The 22,152-nt window shown below is 44.9% G+C and carries 6 protein-coding genes and 1 pseudogene; 2 read left to right on the top strand and 5 right to left on the bottom strand.

Going from position 1 to position 22,152, the window contains the following annotated elements; genetic code table 11:
- The 5 genes and pseudogenes from AAC852_RS08855 to AAC852_RS08835 all read right to left on the bottom strand — a co-directional run bounded on the left by AAC852_RS08855 (nt 1) and on the right by AAC852_RS08835 (nt 7,947).
- Nucleotides 1–1,107 carry an efflux RND transporter periplasmic adaptor subunit gene (locus AAC852_RS08855; RefSeq protein WP_340620719.1) on the bottom strand — a complete coding sequence of 369 codons (1,107 nt, stop codon included), beginning with the start codon at nt 1,105–1,107 and terminating at the stop codon, nt 1–3.
- Between the two features lie 159 nt (nt 1,108–1,266).
- Nucleotides 1,267–2,232: a GlxA family transcriptional regulator gene (locus AAC852_RS08850; RefSeq protein WP_422824279.1), complete on the bottom strand. Its 966-nt coding sequence runs from the start codon at nt 2,230–2,232 to the stop codon at nt 1,267–1,269.
- Between the two features lie 101 nt (nt 2,233–2,333).
- Nucleotides 2,334–4,477, bottom strand: a pseudogene (locus AAC852_RS08845) (type I secretion system permease/ATPase).
- A gap of 1 nt (nt 4,478) precedes the next feature.
- Nucleotides 4,479–5,834 (bottom strand): HlyD family type I secretion periplasmic adaptor subunit, encoded by a 1,356-nt coding sequence (locus AAC852_RS08840; RefSeq protein ID WP_340620717.1) that lies wholly within the window; start codon nt 5,832–5,834, stop codon nt 4,479–4,481.
- A complete protein-coding gene (locus AAC852_RS08835) occupies nt 5,827–7,947 on the bottom strand; it encodes a peptidase domain-containing ABC transporter (protein ID WP_340620716.1) in 2,121 nt (706 codons plus the stop codon). The genes AAC852_RS08840 and AAC852_RS08835 overlap by 8 nt, the downstream gene beginning before the upstream one ends.
- Before the next feature lie 498 nt (nt 7,948–8,445).
- On the opposite strand from AAC852_RS08835, the gene rtxH reads away from it, so the two are divergent.
- Together rtxH and rtxA are read left to right on the top strand one after the other, a co-directional pair.
- On the top strand, nt 8,446–8,790 hold the full coding sequence (gene rtxH, locus AAC852_RS08830) for a protein RtxH (protein WP_340620715.1): 345 nt from the start codon (nt 8,446–8,448) through the stop codon (nt 8,788–8,790).
- A gap of 34 nt (nt 8,791–8,824) precedes the next feature.
- Complete coding sequence (gene rtxA, locus AAC852_RS08825) at nt 8,825–22,123, top strand: MARTX multifunctional-autoprocessing repeats-in-toxin holotoxin RtxA (protein ID WP_340620714.1); 13,299 nt, start codon at nt 8,825–8,827, stop codon at nt 22,121–22,123.
- Nucleotides 22,124–22,152: the final 29 nt, after the last annotated feature.

Raw genomic sequence — 22,152 nt, 5'->3', positions numbered from 1 at the left:
TTATTTTCCCTGTGATTTAATGGAAACAGTATCCATCTCTTGTAGGAATGGAGATGCAGAGACTACAACTTTATCGCTTGCTGATAATCCAGACTTTATTTCAACCCATTTATCAAAAATACGTCCTATATTGACCTGTTTTTTCTCCACCGCATTATCTTTACCCACAACATAGACATCTGCTTTGTTTCCATCAGTGATACTCACTGCACTATAAGGAATGGCATTAATCTTTTCTGGCTTAAGCTGAAAGAGAGCATAACCGAAATCGCCTAGTTTGATATTTGCGGGAGCGTTATCAAGCGTGATCCTGATGAGTCCGATTTGAGTAATAGGATTAATCTTTGGTGATATATATCTCACCTTACCCGTTATTTTATCCCCTTCAGTAAGAGAAATGGTTGCAGGTGAGCCCACCTGGATCTGTTTTAAGTCAGAAATATAGGCTTCAGCCGAAAATTCGTATTGGTTATTGTCGATAAGCTTAAACAGGTAATTACCATCAGTGGTCATACCAACTGTGGCAACACGCTCACTGATAATTCCTGCTTTGGGAGCCAGAATAGTTGTTTTGGCACGCTGGCTTTTTTCTTCCTGTAATTGTGCCTGTAATTGCCGGTATTCGGCTTTTGCTGCATTTAAGGCGGCTAATGCGGAATTTGCCTCCATTTTATATTTTTCAAATTCACTGGCAGTAATTACGCCAGTTTTGATCAGCGGTTTTGCCCGTTTCAGGTCGGATTGTGCCCGATCGTTCATGGCCTCATTCTGTTTTATCATAGCCAAAGCTTGTTCCAGATTCGCTCTGGCCTGTTTGACTTTCTCGTCCTGAATGGGCGTTTCCAGTGTAGCCAGAACATCACCTTGTTTGACGTGATCACCTTCTTCGACTAGGACATCAGTAATGATATGTTGGGTCAGGGACGGGCTTATGACAATTTCATTCCTTGCTACAATAGATCCTAATATATTAATTGAAGGAACAAAGGGAACTGCCTGCATCGTTGTTGCTGAGACACGCATCTGTTCTTGGGATGCTTGGGCATTTGTAGTGAAAACGAGCATAAAAAAACAAAAGCCAAGAAGAGATAACAAATTTCTTGCCATTTATCGTCCTTACTAATGACTGATGATGATCGCCTAAATTAGCGCCTATATTTTAGATAGATTAGTCTATCTAAAATTTGCATGCAACATATTTTAATCATGCTTTGTGTTAACTATATTTTACCCAGAATCCATCCTCAGATGATTTATAATAGGAAATCAGCCATTATGGTGATATTTTTGCCGATACTCTTTTGGTGTCAGCCCATTACAGCGTTTAAATAACTCTCTGAAATAACGGGTATCTTCATAACCCACTTCATGACTGATTTCTTCGATGGTTTTTTGCGATTTTTCTAACCAATGTTTGGCCTGCGACAGACGTATCTGTTGGATATACTGGATCGGTGTCTGTCCTGTGGCAACTTTGAATCTGCGTTTCATTTGTCGCTCACAAAGATGAATTTTATTTGCCAAATCAGCGACCGATAAAATTTCAGAGGGGGAAGAATGCATCCAATCTTGCAGCTTGTGAATGAGTGGATCTGAATGTTGACGATAAGGGACAAAACTGACTGAATCCTGGTTCTCACTTTCTCCAAACAGGAAATGTGCACAACGTTCTCTGGCGTATTGTCCATAAATCAGTTCCACAATATTCATCATGTAACGGGCATTTTCATAAGCACTGGAAATGCAGAACCGATTACTGTCGCAAGTGATTTTTTTATTGGTATACAGAGGAATATGAGGAAATAGCTCTTTGAATTCAGCAGCGAAATGAGGATGAATAGTTGCACTTGTTTTCAGTAAGCCTGCGCTGGCCAGCATGAAAGTGCCGGAACAGATGGAAACAATAGGAATGTGCTTTTCACCCATGGCTTTCAGCCAGTCGATTATTTCCTGTGAACAGTGATGTGGTTGCCATTCAGGAAAGCCTAGTGAGCCGACCAGAATAAGGTCGGGTTGTGTATCATGATAAAGGCTACCCTGAAAAGTTGAGGCAAATCCAATCAACAGATCATGGGGTTCATCCATTCCCTTCTGAGTGGGATAAACAATACGAACATTAGGAATAGGACCGCCAATAGCATTAGCGGCAATAGTCAGTATTTCAATCGGCATAGCAACCGATGTGACTGAAGTATGTGAAAATACCAGCGCTGTGATAGAGAATTGTTTCATAGCCATATTCTCTTCCTTAAGAACACATTACAATATTGTGTTAATTTTGTTATTAAGATGAAGCAAGCCTCCTGCCTTCAATGAATTTTTCAGGATGATAGTTAGCTAGTTTGTTGGTGCCAAAGTTGTGCATAGAGCCCATTTTGTTGTAATAGATCATCATGTGAGCCTGATTCGATTATTTGCCCTTGATCTAAAACGAAAATTTTATCTGCGTGGCGAATGGTGTTCAGTCGGTGCGCAATGCTGATAATTGTTCGATCCCGGCGGATCTCAGGCATATTGCTCATAATGGCAGCTTCGGATTCATAATCCAGTGCGGAAGTTGCTTCATCCAGAATCAGGATTTTGGGTTCATTCAGTAATGCTCTTGCCAAAGCGATACGTTGCCGTTGGCCACCAGACAAATTGCTGCCTTTTTCACCGACCGGATGGGTGAATTTATGGGGAAACTGATTGATAAAATTGATAGCCCCAGCCAGAGTTGCTGTCTGATAGAGTTCTTCATCACTGGCATTGGGTTTACACAGACGGATATTGTCGGCAATGCTACCAGAAAACAGAATACTTTCTTGTAATACCACGCTCATATTACGTCGCAGCGAGACCGGATCGGCAATGGCCAAATCCATGCCATCCACTAAAACCTGGCCATGTTGTGGTATATACAAACGTTGCAGCAATCGGGTCAGGGTGCTTTTGCCTGATCCGGATGGCCCTGTGATACCGATAAATTCTCCTGCCTTGATCGACAGTGACAGATTTACCAGTACTTCGGGTGTATCTTCATGATAACGAAAGCGGATATTTTTGAATTCAATCTGACCAGCCAGCTCAGGAGAAGAAGCTAATCCTTGTTTACTGTTCTCCATGGGTTCATCAAGAATATCGCCGACACGTCTCAGAGCGATCAGAGTATGCTGGAAATCCTGCCATACTTGTGCCAATCGCAGGATCGGTTGTGTGACATGTCCTGCCAGCATATTGAAAGCAATCAGCTCTCCGGGAGATAGCTCTCCTGCAAGTACACTCTTGACTCCCCACCATAGCAATAGTGCTGCGACAATTTTTTGGATCAAAGTGATCCCCTGTCCTGCGGCAAGCCCGCTTTTCTGGGTTGCAAAGCGCTGGATTAACTGTCGGCTCAACACTTTTTGCCATTGGTGCAGAAAACGTTTTTCCGTTGCTGTGGTTTTGATCGTTTCAATACCCGTCACGGCTTCCGTTAAGAAACTGGTAGCATTGGCATCAGCTTCGTACTCCGCTTCTACTTTATGCCGGATGATTGGTCCTACGGTGATCCAGAGCAGGAAATAGAGTATCAATGAGCCGATCACTATCCATGACAGCAGGCTGGAGTAATGGAACATGACACCAAGGAATAGGATGATAAAGATCAGATCGAGCAATAACATCAGGGTGGAACCTGTCAGAAACTGGCGAATTTGAGCCATTTCTCTGACACGGGCGATGATTTGCCCTGTTTGACGTTGTTTGAATAGGGCAGGGGTAAACCTACCAGATGGCGGTAAAGTCTGCCGGAGAGTTCTGCGTTGATTTGGCTTGCCATATGTCCAAACACAGTGTTGCGTAAAAAACCGTACAAAGGTTCTGCAATAGCAAGTGCCAGCATTGCCAGACCGAGAACATGCAGACTGGAAAGACTACGTCCTACCAACACCTTATCGATAATGTTTTCAAACAACAGAGGTGATGCCAATGCAAAAAGTTGCAGCACAATGGCCAGCAGGAAAATATCCTGTAACTGTTTTTTCTGTCTGAAAATGGAGGGATAAAACCAGCTTAAGCCAAATTTGACCTGCTTTTTAGTTAGATTTTTTTCAGCGACAAGCAAGATCTTATATTGGTCATGCAAATCCTGAGTTTTTTGTTTTCCCGTAATAGGATTGAGAACCGTAAATTGACCAGCGTTGGCATCCAACAATACCCACCAGCACTGTTCCAGTTCAACCAGTGCTGGCAGAGGTAAAGTTGCAGCCGTCTCTGATGTCAGCAAATCAAATTTACTGTGTAGCCCGATAGCATCAGCAGCTTCCCGCAGTTGCCAGTCTGTCAGTTGCAGGGAATCTAACCCCAGTGCATGGTGCAATTGCCTGGCATCAGCAACTTTGTGGAATTGTTTTCCCAGATAAGCGACACATTCCAGTGCACGATTATTAGCATGATTTTCCGTATCGGTGCTATTTTTATTAATATTATTTGTAAAGGAAAAAATCTCTGCCATATTATTTTTCCCTCAGCGCTTCAGACTGATATTCCCGAATCGGACTGAGCAGGTAATCAATCACTCGCCGTTGATCAGTTTTGATGTCTGCAACAATCGACATCCCTGCCGTAAGCTCGACAGGTTTGTTATCAACCATAATATTGTTTTGCTTAAGGCTGATTTGGGCCGGAAAAACTAATCCTAATCGTTCATCGATAGTGGAATCACGGGAAATACTCAGTAGTTTTGCTTCAATAGTGCCATAGCGTGTATAAGGGAAAGCATCGACTTTCACTGTTACCGACTGACCGGGACGAACGAAGCCGATATCTTTATTCAGGATCTGGATTTCGGCGAGTTGTACATGGTCATCTGGAACGATCACCATAAGATTTTGCGCGGGTTGCAGCACTGCTCCAAAAGTATGAACACTCAATTGCTGAACAGTACCCGTAACAGGAGAACGTACAACAGAAAGTTCTTCCCGCTCTTTCATTTTTGATAGCTCTTGTTTCAGTACAGCCAGTTGTATTTCGGCCTGCTTTCTTTTTTCAAACCAGTCCCGTTCTTTTTGTGCTTTGAGACTTTTCAGGCGCTCTTCAAAGCTCTTGTATTGAGTCATCAGGACATTAAGTTCTGATCTTTGTTGAGTCAGCAGCCGTTCTGTTTCCAGTAATTCCTTTTCCTGTTCCAGATATTCCATTCGGCTTATAACTTGCTGTTGACTCAGTGTCTTTCTCGCTTGTAAGCGTTGACTAATATTTTGCCGCAGATTAGTCAGCGCCTTAATATCGCTTTCTTTGGCTTTTTGGGAAGATAGATTGACATCCATTTCAGCATAGGTATTGGTAATAATAGTGTCGAATTCCTGCTTCTCATGAGAGTAATGTGCCAGGATTTTTTGCTGTACAGATATCGGCTGCTGCTGGAAAAGAGGCGAAGATTTAGGGTCATGCTTGTCCAGCAATGCCTGATAACGGATCTCCTCTCCAATAAAATATTCGCGCTGCTCAAGCAGACGTGTAATATCCTGATTCACACCGAGTGTATTTAATGTCAGTAGCTCAGCTCCTTTTTCAACATGTTGCCCGTTGGTAACATGGATCGCGATCAGACGACTCTGTTCATAAGCCTGGATCATTTGCGAACGACCAGAGACGATCAGGCGCCCGGTTGCTGTTGCCTGTACATCTAATTTTCCCAGATATGCCCACAGGAGAGCTGCCAGTACACCAATGCTGAGTATAATCGCCGTATAGCGAGCAAACGGAGAAGGTGGACGTTGTGACAATGCCAAATGGGTTGGCAGAAAATCATAATGTATTGAAGGAGCACGCAGGTGTTTTAGCCCCTTACGCAAGATGGCCTTAAACATGGGAGGTTCCCTCCTGTTTCGATTCCTGTTGTAGTTCTTGTTGTAGCTGCCAGAGTTTTCGATAGTGTTTGCCATGCTGCAAAAGTTGCTCATGACTTCCTTGTTCGGTGATCTGGCCTTGATGCAGCACAATTATCCGGTTGCACTGACGTACAGTGGACAATCGGTGTGCAATGGTGATGACAGTTCTACCTTGTGCAATATTTGCCATATTGGATTGAATGATGGCCTGTGATTCATCATCCAATGCGCTGGTGGCTTCATCGAGGATCAAAATTTTGGGATCAGAGAGTAGGGTTCTGGCAATCGCCAGACGTTGTCTCTGTCCGCCTGACAAAGATTGCCCTCCTTCTGCAATAACGGTGTCATACCCTAGTGGTAGTTTGAGAATGAAATCGTGAGCACCGGCCAGTTTTGCCGCTTCAATTACAGCGGACAATGAGGCATCCGGCCGTGATTGCGCAATATTTTCCTGTACGGTTTTATTGAACAGAAAGTTTTCTTGCAGCACGATACCTATTTGCTGCCTTAATGATGCAATATCAATTTGTTGCAGCGGGATACCATCTAAGGTGATTTTTCCATGTTCCGGGGTATAGAGGCGCAAGAGCAAGCAGGCAAGGGTGCTTTTTCCTGAACCAGATGTACCAACAACGCCAAGCGTTTCTCCTGCCCTGATATTCAGTGTGAATTGGTTAATGGTAGGCGGAAGATCAGGTTGGTAACGGAAAACGATATCAGAGAATGAAATTGCGCCCGTTAGTGTCACCTGCTCTTTACCTGATTGTTGTTCTGTCGGTAAATTCAGCATATCCCCTAACTTATCGACAGCAATGCGTGAGCGGATAAATTGTCCCCAGAGTTGCACCAATTTGGTCAATGGTTGTTCGGTATGATTGACCATCATATTGAAAGCAATCAATTGACCGATAGTCATGTGCAAGGAAAGAACTTCTGAGGCACCAAGCCAGATAATAATTGCGCTGGTTACTTTTTGTAACAGCATCACCAGATGGCTGGAACGGTTGTCCCATTGCTGAACTTCATAACTGGTACTGACCATATTTTCGGTTTGGTTATCCCAGCGGTGTGTAAAACGTGGCTCAGCGGCAAGGCTTTTCAGCGTCTCGGCTCCTGCAACGGTTTCAGTCAGAAAAGAGGTATTGAGTGCCGCATGAGTGAATTGTTTCTCTACGGCTTTTTCGATCTTGGGTGTAACCCACCAGGCAAGTAAGGCATAGAACGGTATAGTGAGCAGAAAGATCAGGGTTAATGTCCCGGAAATCAGACTCATAACGTAAATAAAAACGAACATGAACAGGACATCGATACATAATGTAAACATCGAACCTGTCAAAAATTCCCGGATAGTTTCCAGTTCCCGTACTCGCGTAACAATTGCTCCCACCTGGCGGGTTTTGAAAAACAGTAAAGGCAGGCCAAATAGATGCTTGACCAGCTTCAGCCCCAGTTTGATATCAATCCGATTGGCCGTATGAGCATATTGGTATTCGCGCAATCCCCTCAGGACAACTTCAATCAGTCCGGCGACCACCAAACCAAATATCAAGACATCCAATGTGGAAAGTGCCTGATGTACTAATACCTTATCCATGACAACCTGAAGGAATAACGGAGAGATCAAGGCTAAGATTTGCAAAACGAAAGAAAACAACAATATCTCAGACAGATTTTTCTTCTGTCTGACAAATTCTGGGATAAACCATTGGATATTAAATTGGCTACTGTTTTGTTTTATTTTTATCCAGCGGCCACTCCATGAATTGATAAGGTCTGCTTTATCTAATATTTCTGGTTTTTCTTGATGGGGCTTTTGAATTAACACACGATGTTCATCTGATTTTGCCAGAATAAAAGGGTTCCCATCATTATCGAATAAAATAGCTGGCAAAGATAATGTATTAATTTTCTTATTTATTGAACGCTTATTCTTAATAGATATATGGTGTTTTTTCTTTAATTCATTTAAAGAATTATGGTAATTATCATTATTATTGCTTATGTTTTTATCGGATATAATCGAGTGTTCGCCATTAGATATCATTATTATTAATTTGATTAATGATAATGTCGTTTTTTCTATTTTATTCATGCATGGAGATCTATTTGTAACAAAAGTCAAAACTCAAATTAAATAAGCAACAAGAGAGATAGTATGGGATCTCTCGATAAAAAATCTTAATGAATTTAATAATGAATATTATCTGCTATTAATAGGGATATTAACGTGGGTAATTAGGACAAAATGCGGTGGTTAAAAAGACATTTTAATATTTATATATTGATTTTAAAAAGTAAATAGATATATTTTCGATCAAAATTGTCAATAGATTACTTGGTTTTCTTCTCGCTTGTTTCACTTGTCATTTTGTAATTTATGTTGAAGTGTATGTATGTTTGTAACCTTCAACACTCATTAATTAACTCATGTTGTCACGGTGTTTTTGATGCTACTTAACCTATTAGGTAGCTGTAATAAAGGGATTTAATGATAAAGATATCCTAATCAAGATAGGCTTCATTTATCATGTTTTCTTTTGATTTAATATCTTTTTAACATTGGATTAATATTTATTTAATGGATAACAGTATGTCTGAAAAATTCGTTCAAACAATTTCAAGCGTTAATTACAATAAAGGTGTGTTTTCTCTTTATTTTGTTGGTCAAGATCCTCATCAAATGGCAAATGGGGTACTGGCGGAAAACGATAAAGAATTGGAGTTAAAACAGGTTATCCATATGCCGGTATCAGGTTTTATGTATATGGTTTCTATGGTGAAAAGTATGCTCGAAGATCCACGTATGGAAGCTGAAATCAATAAGTTGATTGCTGCTGGATTTTTGCCGATGCCAGAGATGAACGAAAATACAGCACCTGTTGAAGCTGAACAGTCTGTAAAACCGACAGCACGTAACACGAAGAAATCAAAATAAAATCAGTAAAATCCTACCAGATAGTTGCTCGATTATGATGATCACACATCAACCAGCAACACTGAGTCAGACTGAAATACAAGCATTAATTGGTGGGGTGATGTTACTTTGTCAGCATTCTCCCCTGCATCGACGCTATTTAGTTGCAGAATGGCAACAACGTATTTTACCGTCATTTCAGCTCAATCAGTTTTGCTATTACGAAGATGAATACCAACGCCCAGTTGCTTTTTGTAATTGGGCTTTTTTGTCTGACCGCAGTCGGGATGCAATCCTTTCCGGTGAACGGGAAATTATGCATGAAGACTGGCGCTCTGGTCAGCATATCTTTTTTCCAGAAATGATAGCGCCTTTCGGACATGCGCGTGACATTGCCTGCGATTTACGCCGACGTGTTTTTGCAGCGTGGAAAGGGCAGAAAGCCTGTACTGTCCGGTTTTGCCCAACACCAGGAATATTTATGGGGAAATCATCTAACCGAAGTACTGAATACTTCTTTACCGGTAAATACGAAGATGATAATGACGGCAACACAATACACGCCATCGGCGTTGGTGGCGTCATCAATGCGTACGGTGGTAATGATTACATTGTCGTCGGATCAATTGGGGCTACAGTCAATACTACATGGGGACATGATACTATTGTCGGTGGCGCGGGTTACCTGAATATCAATGACACAAGTGGCTCCCTGACCGTAAAAGGCGGTGCGGGATACGCTACTATTAATAAAACACATAACGGAACGGTGGAGTTTGCCGGGGCTGCCGGTGGGTTGCAAATTCACCACACAGGTGACAATGGTGCCATCAATTACTCTGGTATATCTGGATACAATGGCATCACCCGCAAAGGTGTGCGAGGAGATATCCAGTTTAAGGGTGCTGGTGGTTATAACAACCTGTACTCCGATGTTGAACAGGGAAATATCCATTTCACTGGTGCAGGCGGTTATAACAAGATTGTTCGTAAAGGCGCTGACAATGATTTCAGCGGTGAAGGGATAGAATACGCTGATGCCGGAGAAATCGTCCTGAAAAATGCCACCATGAATGGTTCATGGATTGGCAGCGCTCATCAGGTATCAGGCCTGAAATCAACACGAGAGCCGAACACGTATCTGTTTGCTTTTGCAGATGGTACTTATACTAAAATCAATAAAGTTCAGCTTCGTAATGATCCGGCAACGGGAAAACTGATATATCACTCAACCTCTTGGTATAAAGAAGGAAATCACCTTAAAGGGCTTGAGAAACAAGATATTTCTGCTCAGGGTGGTTTTGTGGATGTCAATCTTGACGGCGCATATACCCTGTCAAATCTGGTTGTTGAACGTCAGCAACTTGTCACAATTCAGGCAGTACAGCAGAATCTGACTGAAAACGCATGGGTGACTTACGGTAATGGTATCCAGGTTAATGCGGCTGATATTGTTTTGTCAGATGCCAGAATGGGTGGATATGCAATTTATCAGGATGGCACGACTGTCGATGTAAAAGCGGTCAAATCTAACCGGATGCCAAACACCTATGTGTATGCCAAAAAACTGGGCATATACACCAAAATTGTGGTAGTTGAGTTAAGGAATGATCCCGCAACCGGAATACTGCAATACATCGCCCGCCCTTGGTATAAGGAAGGTGATCACACTGCCAATCTGACAAACGAAATCATTTCCGCGGGCAATGGTTATCACAGTATGGGCACAGGAGGTTATTCACTGAGTGATCTTCATTATAGCGCCAGAGTAGTACATACAGTGAGTGACCGTGTTGCCAGGACACATGAATATAGCGAGCAGTCACTATTTCCGGCTACTGAACGACGTGAAAGTTCGGGAGATGTCCGTTATGAAGGTGCTGGTGGTGGTAACGTTATTAAATCTAACGTGACAAGAGGTAATGTCTACTTTGATGGTGCCGGTGTTGCCAATTTTATTGAACATACTTCCGAATTCGGTAACACAGAATTTAAGGGTGCCGGTGGCGCAAATGTCATCATCAAAAAAGGCCAGGAAGGAAACCTGAGCTTTAATGGTGCCGGGGTTGCCAACGTACTTCTTCATCAGGGGAAACACGGGGATATGGAAGTCAATGCTGGCGGGGCGGCAAACGTACTGGTTCGCGTTGGTGATGGCCGCTATCTTGCTCATCTTCTGGCGGTCGGCAATATCTCTATCCACAAAGGTAATGGCAATAGCCGCGTTTCAATGGCAGGGGGTTTCAATACTCATACTCAAATTGGTCATGGGGATGCGGTCTGGTCTGGTGTTGGTGGCGCCAATATCCTGACTAAAATGGGACAGGGCCATGTTTCTTCTGTTCTGGCCGGGGGAGCTAATATCCTGACCAAGATAGGAGAAGGTGATCTCGAATCTGGCTCGTTCGGCGGTGCCAACATTATTACCCATATCAGCAGTGATAGTGATACTCCTAATCTACTTTCTTCTGATACAAAAGCAATCGCACTGGGCGGTGCCAATATTCTGACCAAAAAGGGCAAGGGTAACCTTTTGGCTGTTATGGGAGGTGGTGCTAACGTCCTGACTCATGTTGGTGATGGAACAACTTCCGGCATCATGTTAGGTGGTGCCAATATCCTGACCAAAGTTGGCAATGGCGATACTACCGGCATCATGTTGGGGTTGGGTAACGTCTTGACTCATGTTGGCGATGGACAAACATTGGGTGTGATGGCTGCGGCGGGTAACATCTTCACTAAAGTGGGAGACGGTGAAACCATTGCCGCCATGTTGGCAGTCGGCAATATTTTTACCCATGTCGGAGAAGGGAATGCGTTCGCAATGATGGCGGGCGGCGGCAATATCTTTACCAAAGTGGGTAATGGTGATGCGCTGGCGTTAATGTTGGCATTTGGCAACGTATTTACTCACATTGGTGATGGCACCAGCGTTGCATTGATGATCGCCAAGGGCAACATTGCGACTAAGGCCGGTAATGGTGACGCACTGGCTGCGATGATCGGCAAAGCCAATATCTTTACTCAGATTGGTCACGGCTCCACTTTTGCCGCCATGATTGGCGGTGCAAACGTTCTGACCAAAGTCGGCCATGGTCTGACGGCGGCATTAATGATAGGCAAGGCCAACATTTATACTCATGTTGGTGAAGGAACCAGTATCGGTTTGTTTGCCGGTACAGCTAACATCATGACCAAAGTCGGTGATGGCACAACATTAGCTGCCATGTTCGGCAAGGCCAATGTCATGACTCACGTCGGTAATGGCCTGACAGGTGTGCTCGCATTGGGTAAAGCCAATATCGTGACAAAAATCGGTGACGATTTTATGGGCGTCGTTGCTGCTTCAGAGGCCAACGTAGTAACGCATGTTGGCGAAGGAACTACGGCCGCTTTGCTGAACGGTAAAGGAAACATTCTGACTAAAGTGGGTAATGGTACTGCTGTTGGTCTGTTGGTTTCTAAAATCGGCAATATTATGACTCATATTGGTGACGGAACCACAGTCGGATTTGCCAAAGGTGAAGCCAACATCATTACCAAAGTGGGTAATGGCTTGGGCGTCAACGCAGTTTGGGGCAAAGCCAATATCCTGACCCATTATGGTGATGGAGATCGCTACAACTTTGCCAAAGGTGAAGCAAATATTATCACTAAGGTGGGGGACGGGCAGGAAATCACTGTTGTCCAGGAACAAGCCAATATTGTTACTCATGTAGGTAATGGGGATGATTACACTGGTGTCTGGGGCAAAGCGAATGCGATCACGAAAGTGGGTGATGGACGTAATGTCGTACTTGCTAAAGGTGATGCCAATATTGTCACTCAGATTGGCGAGGGATATAGCTTCAACGCGTTATGGAGTCAGGGTAATCTAGTCACCAAAGTGGGTGATGGCACTCAAGTGACTGCGGCTAAGGGCAAAGGCAATATCATCACGACAGTCGGTAACGGATTGAGTGTAACGGCGACGCATGGTGACCTGAATGTGAACACCAAAGTGGGTGATGGCGTCTCTGTCAACGTGGCTTGGGGGAAATTCAACGTCAATACCCGTGTGGGGGATGGCCTGAATATCTCCGTCATGAAAGGGACAGGCAATGCTAATATCCGTGTCGGTGATGGCCTGAACGTTAATGCCTCTTATGCGCGAAACAATGTGGCAGTTCAGGTCGGTAACGGTGATTTCTACAGCCTTGCCGTAGCCGAAAGCAATACCCAGAGCAATAAATTGGGTGCACTGTTTGATAACATTAAGCAGACAGTGCTCGGCACTGCTGGTAGCCAGGGCATCAATTATCTGGTTAATGGTGATGAAGCCAATACATCGGGAACCCATAAAGGGCGTGGTGCCATTGACCTGCCAGAGGTTTCCTCACTGAGTGGTTTCAGACTGACAGAGATTGATGAAGTGACTTCTGAGTTGGGCAACAGCCTGAAAGGAACAGTATCAGAGGTAAATACGCCAGACACTGATGCAATCCAGAATGCTCTGAGCAATGAAAAGCAGGGACACAACTTAATTACCAATGGTGATTTTGAGCAGGGGTCTGTGGGATGGCAGTCCACGAATGGGGTTGAAGCTGATTTTTCTGCTGAGTCTTATGGGCTAAATAAGAAAGGGCACGGTGAGCGTGTCAGTGAACTTGATACCAATACCAACACCCGTATTTACCAGGATATTGACAACCTTACCGAAGGCGAGTCCATCACAGTTAGTTTTGACTTCGCAAGGCGTACCAATATTTCTGCTGATAATGGGATGTATGTATTCTGGAATGGCGAAATTGTTTTTTCAGTTTCCGCAGGTGAGGCTGAATGGAGTAACAAAACTTTAACTCTGAAAGCACAAGAGGGAAGTAACCGGCTCGAATTTGCAGGTACTGGCAGAAGTGATGGTTTGGGTTACGTTTTGGATAACGTTGTTGCTCAATCTGAACTGTCAGGCAGTGGCATTGCTAAGCATGTGAAACAGGATAAAGCAGCCCAGAATGCCTTACAGGATAAGGAAAAAGCAGAAGCCGATCGTCAACGTCTGGAGCAGGAAAGAGATAAACAACTGGCTGCGGTTTCTGGTACTCAAGCACAACTGGAAAATACCGATCTGGATGCACTGGAGGCTAATGGTCAATCGCAGCGTGATGCTATCAATGATGAAGCACAGGCAATAACCAAGGCGTTGATGGCGAAAACTAAAGGATTAGAAGCGTTGAATGATCATGCGACGCATCGTGGACAATCTGGCAGTCAGTGGCGTGATCAGTTTGCTGATGGTTTGTTAGGAAATCTGCAATCTCAACTGGATATTGCAAAAGAGATTACACAGCAGCAACTAGATCACTCCCAGCAAGCCTCTTCAGAACGACTGGGGGATATTAAAGACGCAGTCGCCAAATCTGAGTCAGGTGTCCTCAAAGGGGAACAAAACCATCAACAGTCTTTACAGGACATCAAGAAGACCCGTGCCGACATAGAATTGCGGGAACAAGAAGCGATAGCTCGCATGAAACAGGCTGAGCAGGCTGCCCGTGATGGAAAATCCGCAGTACAAAAAGCAGAACAGCGTGGTCAACATGCAGTGTCTGCGGCGGAGATAAAAACGGCACAAGTACAATCTGATGCTAAGGGTGCGAAACTTGATGGCAATAGCCAGCCGAACCGCGCGCTAGCAACGGGAAGCGGATTGTCAGTTAAGGGGCAATCCGCGACTTATACTGGAAACGTGGTTGAAACAACGGTCGAAAATCACGCCGAAAAAGCCAATAGCTATATTAATTCCGACTCTTCTGTTGAAACAGAGGAAGGACTCAGTATGGAGTTGCAATATCTGGAAGAAGATCTGAACGAACTTGACGATGCAAAAGAAGCGTTGGATCGTTTACAGATTAATGCCGGAGTGCGTATCAGAAAACGACATACTAATCTGAATGCCCAAAGTGAGGAAACTGCGCCGCCATCGGCTGATAGTCACGTTTCCGTCAATATTCCTGTCAATACTTTTACTGATACATCTATTGATACATCTGCCGACAGTATGGCTGATATACCTGTTAGTTCTGTCAGAAAAGAACAGAAAATTTCTGGATTGGATCTCAGCGGGTTAAAAGCACTGGGGGAAACTCAGGCGCAGCCAGAACCGGCAGAGACATCAACAGAGTCTGGGGCAGCGATCAGAGCACAGAAAGTGGCTGACGTTTACCGCTGGCTGGACAGCGATAACGATGTGGCGACCGAAAACTATATTCCAGTACCGGGCTTTGAACGTGTGGATGCGGATATCCCTGACGATCTCAGACAAAAAATGGCGGATTTTGTTGAAGGTTACCTGAACGGTACTGAAAACAGTGTGCCGGAAGAACAGAGATCTTCACTGGCGAAACTGTTCGTTGATGCCACAATCGACTATGACTGGGATAAGCGGGTCGAATTTATTTCAAGACTTGAGCACTATGGCTATAGTTTTGAGCCTGCACAGGGTGATAAAAGCATCGTGTCGTTCTGGTCTGGCAAGAACTTTAAACAATACCGCGACATTCTTGATGCAGCCCAAACAGACGGTAAAAAGGTCGTTTACGATACAGATGTAGAAGGTAACTCTTTTGCTATTCAACTCAACAAGATATTGATGCGTTGGGGCAACATTTTCCTTGATTCAGATAATGCACAGCAGAATGCACTACAATCAGTCATTAACGCATCTACACTGAGTAATACGGGTTTCTGGAGTTCCCTGTATGCAACCGGATCACGTGATGATGTCTATGTCATTGCTGAGGGTGGCCTGCGTTTGGGCAACTATTTCTGGAATGTTGAATTACCCGTGTTGCGTCAATTACAGCGTGAAGGATTAGTGGGAGAAATCCGTCTGCTGGATAAAGCAGCCAAAGAGTATCAGGGCGTACCGCTTGAAGAGATTGGCCGCAGGCTGACAGAAGCGGGCGTTTCCGTAAAAGCACGTTTTGACTTACTTAGCCTTAAAGAACAGGAAAAACGCCTTGCGTTGAACCCTGACAGATATCAGCCGGATACACTGATTGATCTGAATATCAAAACCAGTGCTATCGACAATCTGCTGAATCAGGCATTGCCATTCTATGGATTACGTACAGAGCGTAATTTGCTGGTACGTGAATCTGATGATGAGGAAGGTTTTGAAGTCCGCCCTTGGCCGGGCAACCGTGATAATGGTTCTGAGAATGCAAGCTTCAAGACCATTATTGTAGAAGATCAGGATGATGCAGCTCAGATTAAAGCTATTGAACGCTTTATCCTCGCTAACTATGACAATTACGCTCAACTGCCTGATAAGTTATATCTGGTGGATGATCGCATTGTTTCCCATGATAACGGACGTACCCGTATTCTGGCTGAAAAAGTGGAAGGTAGCTGGCGTTACCAACCGAAAACAGACCTGATGTCTGTCAGTGAATTGCAGGAAGCAGCTTACGTTAAAGGCAAAATCCGTGGCGACAGTTATCAGAATGTACTGGATGCGCTCAGAAACTATGAAAATGTGCTGCAAGAAAGTAAAGATTATGACCTGCATTCTATTGAAAAACTTGCTGCTTTGCGTCATCAGGTGGAAGGCTATCTGTTGGGACATCCGGATTCAGAACGTGCGCCAACACTGAAAAACCTGTTGTCACAAATTAACGTGCGGATTGACGAGTCAATGACGCTTGCAGAATCTACTGTAGGAAGTTCTGGGAAGGGCAGTTTCAGTGAACTGTACAACAAACTGGGCAATGCCAACCTGAAAGATTCGAAACATCTTTATATTGATGAGCAGGGAGATTTTGTTACCCGTGGTAAATCGAATATTCAGATTGCCACGAAAGCAGAAAGTGCAGAAAAAGCGATTGAGCAAGTCAAGGCATCTGTCGCCAGAGAATATGGCCAGTCAGTGACAGAAACTGTCTTCTCAAATCTGAATACCCGTGATTTGGCGAAAGATGGTAAGGGAATTGATGTCTCTGGTTTGAAAAAGATACATCAGGCCATTGAACAGCAATTATCTCCGATCAGCGCCACTTTGTTTATCTGGAAGCCAAGCGATCACAGTCGGTTAGGACATGCAGCCCTGCAAATCGGACATGGACGTATTGAAGTCAGTGCAGAAAATGCTGAAGCGTTGAATGAGAAAAACTATGTCAGTTGGTGGCCGAAAGGTGGCAAGTCAACCAACTTTAGTCGTATTTTTAATGTCTCTACGGCGGAACATCCGGACGTAAGACTCCGCTGGCGTGACCTCAGCCAACCGGCAGGACAAAGTGGAGCGCTGGAGCTGGATGTCTCTTCCGAAGAAAATGATAACTTTGGCTTGCAGGATGGCGCACGCAAGCTAGAAAGATTTATTGAAAAATTACAGGCAGCAAAAGGCGTTGATGCAAGATTTGAAGACATCAGCGAAGGCTTTGCTATGGCTGCTTTGGCGAATCCTAATCTATTGAAATCTGCCGGCATACCGGAGCATATTTCGCGCCCGTATATGCAACAGTGGGAAGATGGCAGCATAGATATGTTTGAAGTGGGTAAGGGATTTGCCGAAGCACTGCGGACAGCAGCAAAACAGCAGTCACCTGAACTGACTGAAAAACGCATTGCCAATGTTATTCGTCAATTTGCAGAGTATGAACTGATTAATATTCAGGACTTTAAGGCCAGTGAACCGGATCAGGGACGTGTCTTCCGTATTAATCTGGCAGGCTTGGATGCGGCAGCGATGCAGGCTGAATGGCATAAAATCAGTCAGAATCCTGACGCCCGTTACCAGTTACTGACAGGTAACTGTTCAAGTATTGTTGCCAGAGTTCTCAAAGCGGGAGGAGCGGATCAGGTCATCGGACATAAATGGCGGCCACATTTTGGCATTTGGACACCAACTGAGCTGTTCAATTATGCACAGGCATTGCAGGAAGCTCAGGCTGAGCACACGGTCAAAAAGCCAAACCGTCAGATCGGTGAAGATTTGATAGCGCCGGGTAGCAGCGAAAGCAAAGATAAAAATAAGGTACTGGAAAATGTCGCCATTGATAATGACGGTACGCCACCACGTGAGCGGGAACCGTTTAACCCGATAGCCCGTTTTCTGAATAACGCACTTTATGGTGCCGAAGATGCCCGCCGTAATGTCAATGAAGATACCCAGGTATTGCTGGATCACGCGGTTAATAACGGGACGGCAGATAAAGTGACCTTACGAGGCAGTGCCGGACGCCTGACAGGCTATTACCATCTCTCTGCTCAGGAAACCGAGACATCTACAGAACAAGGTATAACGAAAAAAGTTGTACTTTTTATTCATGGTTCTGGCTCATCAGCGGAAGAACAAGCCGATGCTATCCAGCTTCACTACCAAAAACAGGGTATTGATTTGCTGGCGGTCAACATGCGGGGTTATGGTTCCAGTGACGGACATCCGAGTGAAAAAGGGTTATATCAGGATGCCCGCACAATGTTCCACTATCTGGTAAATGATCGTGGCATCAAACCAGAAAATATCATCATCCATGGCTACTCAATTGGAGGCCCGATTGCGGCAGATCTGGCCCGTTATGCAGAACACAGTGGACAGCCAGTATCCGGCTTGTTACTTGATCGCCCAATGCCGAGTATGACCAAAGCCATTACAGCCCATGAAGTAGCAAATCCTGCTGGGATCACCGGGGGACTGGCAAAAGCGGTGAATGGTCAGTTTTCAGTGGAGAAAAATCTGCAAGGTATCTCGAAACAGACCCCAATCATGTTGTTGACCGATAATGAAGGATTGGGGGCTGAAGGTGAAAAACTGCGTTCCAGACTCGTCGCAGAAGGTTATCAGGTGTCGGGTGAACAGACTCCCTATGACCATATCGCCAGTAATCGGTTAATGAACAAATATGCTGAGCAGATTGTGTCTGGTCTGTTCTCTGTAAAAGAGCAGCCTGATGATCCAGTGGAATTAAGAGGCGCCAATGACAAGCTGAAACATGATGTTGAGGCTATTGATGGGGCGAAAGTTCCTCTTAACGATAACGCCTCAGAAGGTAGTGATCGGATAGTTAACAACCAACAGGTTGGATCCTGGGAGCAGGTGGTTGTTAAGCCACAGGGGGAAGGTGGCGAAAGCCGCTTTGATGGTCAGATTATCATCCAGACAGAAAATGATCCGACAGTCGCCAAAGCGGCGGCGAGTTTGGCAGGTAAACACCCTGAGACCAGTGTTGTTGTCCAGCTTGATGCAAATGGTGAGTATCGTGTGGTTTACGGTGATCCTGCTAAATTGTCTGGCAAATTACGTTGGCAGATTGTCGGACATGGGCGTGATGAACCAACTCAGCATCTGACTCTCATGGCGGGATACAGCGCTGACGAATTAGCACTGAAACTGAAACAATTCAGTATAAACTTCAAACAGGCGGGAATACCGGAACATATCAGCCTTGTGGGCTGTTCATTGATCCGCGATGATAAACGTGACGGTTTCGCCCGACGCTTTATTTCAGCACTTGATGAGCAGGGGATCCGCACGACAGTGTCAGCACGCAGCAGTGAAGTTGCAGTAGACAGCATTGGCCGTAAACATACCCGTGACGTTCAGGGACAATGGGTTCATAGGCTGGTAGACAACAAAATTGTGTTCGGCTGGAATGACAAAGGAGAGGTGGAAACTCATTCTGAACGGATCCGCCGCGGCATCTCTGAAAACGATATTACTCTGTCCCGTGTGGGGTACAGCAATGTAGAGGCCAAACCGCAAGGAGCGATTGCAGAAAACATCGAAACATTCCATGCGCCGAAGCCGTATGAGAATGACAAGGCAATGCAAAATAATAATGCACCGAATGCAGTATCTTCTAACCAGCATCTGAGCTACTCCGGCAATATTCAGGTACAAGTAGGGGATGGAGAATTTACTGCTATCAACTGGGGAACCACGAATGTCGGGATAAAAGTGGGAACAGGCGGCTTTAAATCTCTGGCTTTCGGTGATAACAATGTGATGGTTCATCTGGGGAATGGTGACAGCAAACACAGCGTCAATATTGCAGGTTATCAGGCATTTGAAGGTGCACAACTGTTTGTGGGTAACCGAAACATCAGCTTCAACCTGGGACGTAGTAATGATTTGATTGTGATGTTGGAAAAAGCCATTCCGACACCGCCATTGGTTAACCCATTTGATGGTGCGGCACGTATTTCCGGCGTATTGCAAAATATTGCCGGCTCACAAGGTTCATCGGATTGGCTGACAGAGCAGGATCAACAATGGAGTCTGGAAGGGGCGAAGAAGTATGTCAGCGATCTGTCTGGCCTCGATCTGACCAGCAGTGTCAAATATGAAACCCTGACTGAGCTCAACGCAGAGAATGAGCGTAGCAGTCGTGGTCTGAAAAGCGATCTCGAAAGTACCCTGAACAAAAAATACAACCAATGGCTGGGGGGAGCGGGTAATAAACCTGAAGCGGGAAGCCTCAGCCGGGCAGATAAGTTCCGGCAGGCAAATGAGAAACTGGCTTTCAACTTTGCCGTTGGTGGGCAAGGCGCTGATATTCAGGTGACAACCGGCAACTGGAACTTCATGTTTGGTGACAATATTCAATCGATACTGGATACCAATCTGGGTTCACTGTTTGGTTTGATGACTCAGCAATACACCTCAACAGGTATGGCAAAAACCACCTTTACGTTCAGTCCGACGGATCTGCCACGTCAGATCAAGAACAAGCTATTGGGAAATCTTGCTGGCGTCAAAGCTGATACTACATTGGCAGATATTTTTGGTGTCGATTACACACCAGATGGACGCATTGTTTCCCGTTCCGGTCAACCCGTGGATGGTGTTGCTATTTTGCGAGAAATGCTGGAGATCATCGGGGAATTCAGTGGTGCTCAACTGAAAGCATTCACTGATCCGGACAAATTACGCGATGGCTTAAAAGCGGGGTTAAATACGGGTGCTGATGGTATTAAAGCCTTCGCAGAAAACCACGGATTGAAAGCGAAAGCGCCTGTTGACGCAGAGGAAGGCAAAGTATCCCTGAGTGAAGGTAATAAGCTAGCTGAGCAAACCGAAGCTGAACGCCCAGAACGTGCATTTGGATTTAACGCTCTGAACCTGCCAAACTTGTTTGCGACTTTATTCAATCAGGATAAACAGGCTGAGATGAAATCTCTGGTCACTAACCTGAAAGAGAACCTGACCGCCGATTTGTTGAACATGAAGGACAAAACGTTTGACTTCCTGCGCAACAGCGGTCATCTGCAAGGTGACGGTGATATTCACATCTCCCTCGGTAACTACAACTTTAACTGGAGTGGTGACGGTAAAGATCTTGGTGCGTATCTGGGAGATAACAACAACGTCTGGGGCGGTCGTGGTGATGACGTCTTCTACTCTGTAGGAACCTCCAATATTTTCACCGGTGGTGAAGGTAATGATATGGGCGTTCTGATGGGGCGTGAAAATATGATGTTTGGTGGTGCAGGCAATGACGTTGCTGTGCTGGCCGGACGCATTAACTACGCTTACATGGGGGATGGTAATGATCAGGTCTTTGCTTTCGGTGAAGGTGGAGTGATTCAAGGCGACAAAGGACGCGATTATATCGTGGCGTCTGGTAACTTCAACCGTATTGATGCCGGTGAAGATCAGGATTATGTCGTCACTATTGGTAATAACAATCAGGTGGATTTGGGAGAGGGTGACGACTTTGCGATCGTATTTGGTAACTATAACCAAATTGATGGCAACAGCGGCAGTAACTCTATCAAACTGATGGGATATCATGCGGTAATCAATGGTGGTACGGATAATGATCATCTGATCGCCGATGTGGTTTCCAAGTTCAGCCAATTTAATGGTGGTGACGGCGATGATCTGCTGGTACTGGGTGGATATCAGAACCGCTTTAAGGGAGGAACGGGTGTCAATAGTTTTGTGGTTAGCGGGAATGTCATTGATAACGTGGTTGAAGATATCAAACAAGGTGACAAGATCGTTTTCAACGATATCAACTGGCAAAACTTGTGGTTCCAGCGTAGTGGCTACGATTTGGTTCTGTTGACCAACCGCAATGTCCGGGATAGTTCGGTACAGGGGCAGTTTGAAACGGTAGGCTCTGTGACCTTCAATAATTACTTTAATGGTAATCGTGCGAATATTGTTACCTTGATGGGCGATAAAGATGCACAAGGTGAACGCGAATATAAAGCCCTGTCTGACAATGCTGTAGATACGTTGGTGCAGGCGATGAGCGGATTCTCCCCGAATATCGGTGCCAGCAGTTTTATTGACTCGTTTGATAGCCAGACGAAGTCAACCATCATCACAGCTTGGACTGATACGACAAACGGGAAGTCTAAACTGGCCTGATGGCGGGCTGGATTTGATTTTTCAGATTT

This window comes from Xenorhabdus siamensis, assembly GCF_037996745.1.
GTDB classification, from domain to species: Bacteria; Pseudomonadota; Gammaproteobacteria; order Enterobacterales; family Enterobacteriaceae; genus Xenorhabdus; species Xenorhabdus indica.
This window is presented reverse-complemented; position numbering and strand designations above follow the sequence as displayed.

Bases quoted from the DNA above. Each gene is read 5' to 3' on its own strand.
- AAC852_RS08855 (WP_340620719.1), bottom strand. From the start codon at position 1,107: ATGGCAAGAAATTTGTTATCTCTTCTTGGCTTTTGTTTTTTTATGCTC.
- AAC852_RS08850 (WP_422824279.1), bottom strand. From the start codon at position 2,232: ATGAAACAATTCTCTATCACAGCGCTGGTATTTTCACATACTTCAGTC.
- AAC852_RS08840 (WP_340620717.1), bottom strand. From the start codon at position 5,834: ATGTTTAAGGCCATCTTGCGTAAGGGGCTAAAACACCTGCGTGCTCCT.
- AAC852_RS08835 (WP_340620716.1), bottom strand. From the start codon at position 7,947: ATGAATAAAATAGAAAAAACGACATTATCATTAATCAAATTAATAATA.
- rtxH (WP_340620715.1), top strand. From the start codon at position 8,446: ATGTCTGAAAAATTCGTTCAAACAATTTCAAGCGTTAATTACAATAAA.
- rtxA (WP_340620714.1), top strand. From the start codon at position 8,825: ATGATGATCACACATCAACCAGCAACACTGAGTCAGACTGAAATACAA.